This is a genomic window from Blastococcus saxobsidens, from assembly GCF_010682065.1.
In the GTDB taxonomy this organism is placed as follows: domain Bacteria; phylum Actinomycetota; class Actinomycetes; order Mycobacteriales; family Geodermatophilaceae; genus Blastococcus; species Blastococcus saxobsidens_B.
Map to the genome: position 1 here is coordinate 1 of NZ_JAAGWG010000051.1, position 7,607 is coordinate 7,607.

Annotated in this window: 4 protein-coding genes; 3 read left to right on the top strand and 1 reads right to left on the bottom strand. The window is 70.1% G+C overall.

Annotated elements, in window-relative coordinates; genetic code table 11:
- Positions 1–36: 36 nt before the first annotated feature.
- Positions 37–1,671 (bottom strand): AAA domain-containing protein, encoded by a 1,635-nt coding sequence (locus GCU60_RS19530; RefSeq protein ID WP_163208291.1) that lies wholly within the window; start codon positions 1,669–1,671, stop codon positions 37–39.
- A 594-nt stretch (positions 1,672–2,265) separates the two neighbouring features.
- Between GCU60_RS19530 and GCU60_RS19535 the strand changes: the two genes are divergently transcribed.
- The 3 genes from GCU60_RS19535 to GCU60_RS21995 all read left to right on the top strand — a co-directional run bounded on the left by GCU60_RS19535 (position 2,266) and on the right by GCU60_RS21995 (position 7,520).
- A complete protein-coding gene (locus GCU60_RS19535) occupies positions 2,266–6,126 on the top strand; it encodes a DUF3427 domain-containing protein (protein ID WP_163208294.1) in 3,861 nt (1,286 codons plus the stop codon).
- A 62-nt stretch (positions 6,127–6,188) separates the two neighbouring features.
- A complete protein-coding gene (locus tag GCU60_RS19540) occupies positions 6,189–7,088 on the top strand; it encodes an HNH endonuclease (RefSeq protein WP_204262351.1) in 900 nt (299 codons plus the stop codon).
- 306 nt (positions 7,089–7,394) lie between these two features.
- Positions 7,395–7,520 (top strand): very short patch repair endonuclease, encoded by a 126-nt coding sequence (locus tag GCU60_RS21995; RefSeq protein ID WP_239521473.1) that lies wholly within the window; start codon positions 7,395–7,397, stop codon positions 7,518–7,520.
- Positions 7,521–7,607: the final 87 nt, after the last annotated feature.

Genomic DNA, 7,607 nt, shown 5'->3' on the forward strand with positions numbered 1-7,607 from the left:
ACTACGCTCAACAACCGACCCTGACAACGGCCGGGGTCACAGACAGCTGAGTCTCCGGACTTGCCGGGGCGGTTCAATCTGCTGCCAGAGCAGTTCGTTGTCCCGGCGGAGCACGCTGTCCAGGACGGGCATCGCCCATGAGGCGTCGGTTCCGGAAGCCAGCGCGTCGAGACCGTCGCGGACCTCACCGCAGACGCTGACGAGCTCGGCGAGGGTGGTTGCGTCGAGCTGCCCCAGGACGTCGGCCAGCGGCCCGCTCTGCCCGGCCCGGGCGTCGGCACCGCGGGAGACGTCCTTGCTCAAGCGCCTGATGACGTGGAGGTCGGGCAGGCTCGCCGTGCTCGGGATCTGCTGGGATCGGCGGCTCCGGCGGAGCTCGGTGTCCCCGGGGAGTGCCTGCCGCAGCTCGTCGATCTCTGCGACAGCCAGCGGCAGCGGGCCATCGACGGGCAGGGGTACCCAGGCGAACCGTTCCTTCGCTTCAGCCACCCGCTCGGCGATCCGCGCCAGCGTTCCGGCGTAGCCGGCCGCGACCTCGGGATGCAGGTAGGTCTCGGCCTCCCGGGCGGCGCGGATCTCCTCCAGGACGCCGGCCCGTCCGGTCCGGGCCTGGTGCAGCTTGCCACCGAGGTCATCAATGACCCGCTGAGCCTTCTCCGGGTTGTACGACGAGTGCTCGGCGGCCAGCCGGCTCACGCTCCGGCTCAACTCCAGCGAACCACCGCGGCCAGCATCGGTCACGGAGACGCACAGCTCCTGCATCTCCGCAGGCAGCTTGTCCCGCAGCACCTTGAGCGCCTGCGCCTTCTCGCTGGTGACGAGAACGCGTTGCCCACGGGCGAGCAACGCCGACATCAAGTTGGCGATGGTGTGCGTCTTGCCGGTGCCGGGCGGCCCCTCGACGACCACTCCGATGTCGTCACGCAGGCGGCGGATGATCTGCGACTGCTCCTCGTTCGCCGGCAGGGGGAACAAGGGGTCTTCCGTGACCTCGGCCGTCGCCGAGGCCCCAGTGGCGTCCAGCCAGGCCTCGCGCTCATCTGCCTCGATCGGCTCGACCAGCTGCGCGAGCCCGAGCGGGATCGCCTGGCCGCCCTCGGCGAGGGTGCGCTCGATGTCGTTGTAGTACTCCTGCAGCGCGTAGGCGCCCCGCCGGCGCAGCACGATGGCCGGGGCGGGCGACAGCGACGCCTTGCCGGCGACCGGTGCCAGCCAGTCCTGGGTCGTCTGGACCGGCTGCAGCAGCAGGGCGCGGGCAGTCCACTCCTTGAGGAACGTCAGGGCGTTGTCGCTCGCCGGACGGACGTCGAGCTCGGTCAGCCGCGCCCGCAGCACCGAGGTCCCGCCGTCGTCGAAGAGGTCGAGGCCGGCGAGGACACGACCATCCTCCAGCGCAGTCGAAGCCGCGGTGTCCAGCCGGACGACGACGTCCCCGGTCTCGACCTCGATGTCGACGGCGACCCGGTGGCTGAGCAGATGGGTCCTGACCCCGTGCTCGGGGAGCTGGAGCAGCCCACCTGCGAGCACCGCCTCGACGCTTTCCGGGTTCTCCTGCGTCTGCTGGCGCATGGCGCGCAGCCGGTCGTAGGTCTGGTGGAGGAGCCGCTGAGGCCGGTCACGCTCTGCCCACCGCTGCCACTCCGGCAGCCAAGCGGCGTAGGTGGAGGACACGTCCGGGCGTTCGTCGAGGCCGACTCGTCCGCCATCGCGAGACGGGCCTTCAGAACGCAAGCTCGGCGCGTCGAGCGAGCTGTTGTCCCGTTCGGAGACAGCCACCCAACCCTGCAGTGACGACGGCAGACCCGGCGGCGGCTCCAGCGCCACCCGCGGCAAGCGGAGCAGCACATCGCCCGCGGATGCCTCTGGGTCGAGGACGGCAAGATCGCGGATGTCCTGCAGGAACAGGTGGTCCAGGTGCCCGCTCACCTGCCGGACAGGCACAGCGCGAGCGGTGACGAGGTCCTTGAGGAACTGGATCAGTCGATTGACCTTGTCCCGAAGGGCTGGGTCGGTCGCGCGGTGAGCAGCAGGCCGGGTGGTCAAGGTCTTCCCCCGTCGAACGTGAAGGCGCAGCGAACGAGCCGAACACGCCCGCACCGTCACGCTATGTGGGAGCTACGACACGAACCAGTCCCCCAAGGCGCGAGTTCGTCCCGTTGGTCACGACTGCCCCACGCATGGGTGACGCTCCTGCGACGCTGAAGGGCACCAGCTGATCGGTGACCTAGCGTCGGCAGCTCACCGCAGCGGAGCCTCAGGAGACCCATGTCCACGCACGACGGCGGCGTCGTCGACCCCTGGGTCGTCCTGCGTCGGCTCATGGCGGAGAACCGGGCACTTCGCGGCGAGCGGGACGAGCTGCGCGACCGGGTGGACGAGCTGGAGCTCCTACTGCTTCGAGCTCCCGCGACCGATGTCGTCGTCGATGGCTCAGGCCCTCCCCTGCACCTGCCTCGCACGCCGGGGGACGAGCCGCCGACCCACGGTCGTGACGCCACGGCCGGCCCTCCAGTCCCCCCGCGTGCTCCGCGCGCCCGCCGGGCGTACCTCGACCTGCCCGACATGGCACCCCTGCTCCGGCCGTGGCAGCGAGAAGCCCTTGATGCATGGCGGGCTGCGGACCGTCGCGGCGTGGTCGAGGCAGTGACGGGCGCCGGCAAGACGTTCGTCGGCATGGCTGCTGCCCGAGACGCGCTGAGCGCCGGCGGGTCCGTCGTGGTCGTGGTGCCCACGACGGAGCTGCAGGACCAGTGGCACGCCGGCCTCGTCGAGCGACTCCCCGGCGTGCGCATCGGCCGACTCGGGGGCGGCCGGCAGGACGACCTCAGCACGTGCGACGTCCTGGTGGCGATCGTGAACTCGGCGGCCCGGCGGACGTTCCACCCGCACCCCGGCGACCTGCTCATCGCCGACGAGTGCCACCGCTACGGGGCCCCTGGCTTTGCGCAAGCACTGGAGGAGGACTTCGACCACCGCCTCGGCCTGACGGCGACCTTCGAGCGGGAAGACGACGGCGTCGACACGTACCTGCGCCCGTACTTCCGGGACGTCGTCTTCACGCTCTGGTACGACCGCGCCCTCGCGGAGGGCATCATCGCGCCCTTCGACATCGCCCTGGTGGCAGTGAATCTCAGCGAGGAGGAGCAGCGCGAGTACGACTACTGCTCGCAGCGGATGGACGTGGCCGCCCGAACGCTGGAGACCCGCTTCGGCGTATCGCGCGACTCCTACAGCGCCTTCATGCTGAGCCTCAACAGCCTCGCTCGCGGGGGCCGCCAGGACGGCGCTTCGGCCTATGCGCGCATGTACCTGGGGCCGATGAGCGCTCGCCGCGGACTGCTGGCCGGCTCGCAGGCGAAGCTCACCGCCCTGGCCCAGTTGGAACCCGCGGTGAGGCGCGCCCGCGGCGCGCTGGTGTTCACCCAGACCAAGGAGAGCGCCGCAAGCGCAGCGGACGTGTTCGAGGACGCCGGCATCCCGGCGTCCACCCTGTTCTCCGGTCTCGATCGCGACGAGCGCCGGGACCGCATGGCAGCCTTCCGCGACCGCGTGGCTCACCTGCTCGCCGCGCCGCGGGTCCTCGACGAGGGCGTCGACGTCCCGGAGGCGGACCTGGCCGTCATCGTCGCCGCCAACCGCAGCCGTCGGCAGCTCGTCCAGCGACTCGGCCGGGTCCTGCGCTTGAAGAGCGACGGCCGGCCTGCCCGACTGGTGGTGCTGTACGCCCGAGGGACGTTCGAGGACCCGACGCTGCACGAGGACAACCCGCTGGCGTCGGTCCTCCCCCACAGCCGGCGATCCGCCGAGTTCGCCCTGCCGAACGACCGCGATGGGCTGCTGCGCTTCCTGATCGGCGAGGACTGGCACGCCGAGCAGCCGACCGGCCCTGCCGAGGTTCCGACCACGCCGGAGGTGCCCGAGAGGGTCGAGGCGGTGGGCCCGGCTGTGCAGCCGCCTGTCCGGCCGTTCCCGTACCAGCAGGAGATCCTCGACGACCTCGCGGCTGAGCGAATCGTCCACGGGCACTCGCGGAATCTCGTCGTGATGGCGACCGGTACCGGCAAGACAGTGGTCTCGGCTCTCGACTACCAGCGCCTCCGCGCCGCGGGGACGGTGGAGAGCCTCCTCTTCGTCGCGCACCGCAAGGAGCTCCTGGCCCAGAGCCGCGACACCTTCCGTCGCGTGCTGGATGACGAGGCGTTCGGCGAGCTGTTCGTCGGCGGCGAGCGACCTCGCGCCTGGCAGCACGTCTTCGCCTCGGTCCAGTCCCTCGCACACCTGGACCTGGCAGACCTGGACCGTCACTTCGACTTCGTGGTCGTGGACGAGTTCCACCACGCGGAGGCGTCGACCTACCGTCGGTTGCTGGAGCACCTGGAGCCCAAGGGGCTCCTGGGTCTCACAGCGACGCCGGAGCGGGCGGACGGCGCTGACGTGCGCCGCTGGTTCGACGGGCGCACGGCCGTGGAGCTGCGGCTCTGGGAGGCCCTGGAGCAAAAGCTGCTGTCGCCGTTCGAATACTACGGCATCCACGACGGCGTGCCGCTTGACCAACTGCAGTGGAAGCGCGGTCGCGGATACGACATCGGCGAACTGACCGAGGTCTACACGCAGTCGCAGGCGCGCATCCAGGTGATTCTGGACGCGGTGGGAGACAAGGTCCCCGATCCGTTGCGGATGGGCGCGCTCGGGTTCTGCGTGAGCGTCCAGCACGCGCGGTTCATGGCGGAGGCCTTCACCGCCGCCGGCATCCCGTCACGTGCTGTGACCAGCGAGACGTCCGCAGGGGACCGGGCCGCTGCCCTGGCTGCCCTGGCTGAGCGGACGGTCAACGTGCTGTTCACCGTCGACCTCTTCAACGAGGGGCTGGATCTCCCCTCGATCGACACGGTGCTCTTCCTCCGGCCGACGGAGAGCGCGACCGTGTTCCTGCAGCAGCTCGGCCGCGGGTTGCGCCTCTCCGAGGACAAGACCCACCTCACGGTGCTGGACTTCATCGGCGCCCAGCACCGGGATTTTCGGTTCGACAAGCGGTTCCGTGCGCTGACGGGCACGTCCCGAGGAGGGCTCCGGCGAGAGGTCGAGCGCGGGTTCCCCCACCTGCCTCCGGGGTGCCGGATCGAGATGGACGAGGTCGCACAGGACGTCGTCCTTGACAACGTCAGACGTTCGCTCAGCGTCTCGTGGAACGGCTTGCTGACCGAGGTGCGAGGGCAGGACAACCCGCCACTCGCGAAGTTCCTGGAGGACAACGGGGTCGAGGTCGAGGACCTGTACCGCGGCAACGGGCGCAGTTGGCTCGACCTGCGGCGAGCGGTCGGCTGGGAAACCACCACTCCTGGAGCGGACGACAAGGCGCTCGCCGGCGCCTTCGGCCGGCTCCTGCACATCGACGACGTCGAGCGGCTCGAGTTCATCAAGTCGTTCGCCAGCGTGGCGACCCGGCGCAGCGACCTGGACGTCAGCGAGCGGGTGCAGCGGCTCTCGGCGATGCTCCACTTCTCGATGTGGGGGTGGCGGGTGCCCTTCACGACCATGGAGGACTCGATCGAGCTGCTGCTGGGCAACCCCGGCCGGGCGGAGGAGCTGATCGAGCTCAGCAGCGTCCTCCGCGAGCGCATCCGCCATGCCACGCCCACCCTCGATCCCACCGAGCCGTGCCCGCTCCACCTGCACGCGCACTACAGCCGCGACGAGGCCTTTGCCGCCTTCGGGCTGCGCAACCTCGCCGGGACCTTCGGGCAGGGGGTGCGTTGGGTGCCGGGCGACCAGGCCGACGTCTTCTTCGTGACGCTGAGCAAGACGGAGGAGCAGTTCTCCGCCACGACCATGTACGCCGACCGACCGCTCTCCCCCACGCTGTTCCAGTGGGAGTCGCAGAGCACGACCGCGGAGTCATCGCCGACGGGGCAGCGGTACGTCAACCACCGCGCGCAGGGGTCGACGGTGCACCTCTTCCTCCGCGCGACGAAGGCGACCGAAGCGGGTGGCACGCCGCCGTTCATGTACGCCGGCCCGATGACCTACCAGTCGCACACCGGGGAACGTCCGATGCGCATCCTGTGGGAGCTGGAGCACGAACTTCCGCCGTCCGTGCTCGAGCTGGCCGCGGCACAGGACCACTAGGCCCGCGAGGTGTCGGCCGTTCCCGCACGGCCGCCCGCTGATGCGGCGGATAGCCTGCTGCTGTGCTGGACGAGCAGGTGCGGAACGCGATGTTCGCGCACCTGGAACGGCTCACCGCGCTGCACCCCGAAGGCGTGACGTCTGCGGAGATCAACGACTTCCGCGTGGCAGGGCAGCCGTTGAAGCTCGTCGTCCAGCCGGGCATCTGGAAGCCGGCGGCTCTGGACGCTGCTCTGACCATCCGCACGACCTTCACCTCGCCGAACCAGATGCCGCCGTACGAGGACGCCATCGCTCCCGGCGGCCTCGTCAAGTACGCCTACCGCGGCACGGACCCGAACCACTCCGACAATCGTGCCCTCCGGACGGGGATGCAGGAGCAGCGGCCGCTGGCGTACTTCATCGGCGTCGCGAAGGGCGTCTACCAAGCCCAGTTCCCCGTCTACGTCGTGGCCGAGCAGCGGGAAGAGCACGCCTTCTTCGTCGCCGTCGACCAGGCCCAACGCTTCGTCGACCCGGACCTGGTGGACTCGCTGACCCCAGACCGCAGGTCGTACCTCGAGCAGCTGGTGCGGGCGCGCCTCCACCAGCCGGTGTTCCGTGCGCGAGTGCTGCAGGCGTATGAGAAGCAGTGCGCCGTCTGCCGGTTGCAGCACACGGACCTGCTCGACGCCGCACACATCGTCCGGGACTCCGACGAAGGCGGACTGCCGGTCGTCCCCAACGGGCTGAGCCTCTGCAAGATCCACCACGCGGCGTATGACCGAAACATCGTCGGCGTACGGCCCGACTTCGTCGTCCAGGTCCGCGCGGACGTCCTGGTCGAGGTCGACGGGCCGATGCTCAAGCACGGCATCCAAGCCATGCACGGTGTCCGGCTGACCGTGCCGCACCACCGCGCGGCTCGTCCGGACCCCGAACGCTTGGAGCAGAGGTTCGCGGAGTTCCTGGCCGCCGGCTGACCGCCATGCCCCGTGCGCTGCTCGAGCCTGTCAGCCCCGACTGGTAGCTGTTGGCCGTGCAGCAGGGTCGACGGCGGGATCCCGTGCGACTGGACGGGGGGGGAACTTGGACCCAGGACCGCACCTGGGCGCCTCGAGCGTCGACATCGGACGCCGCATGAGCCGACTGCAACGACGCGACGACGGCCCCGAGATGGCTGTGCGGCGCCTGTCTTCGCGCGCGGCGCCCGGTACCGCGTCTGCTTCCGCATCTCGGGTCCCCGACGACGGACGATCGACATCGCCTTCAACGGCCCGCGACTGGCCGTGTACATCGACGGATGCTTCTGGCACGCCTGCCCGGACCACCTGCACATGCCGAAGGCCAACGCCGCCTGGTGGGTGGCGAAGATCGACATGATCAAGGCGCGGGATGCGTCGATCAACGCGTAGCTGGAGTCGCTCGGCTAGGGCGTGTCTCCCAATCTCGGGGCCTGCGTGGTCGAGGCTGGGCGGGTGAGTCGTTTTCGGGCGTTGACC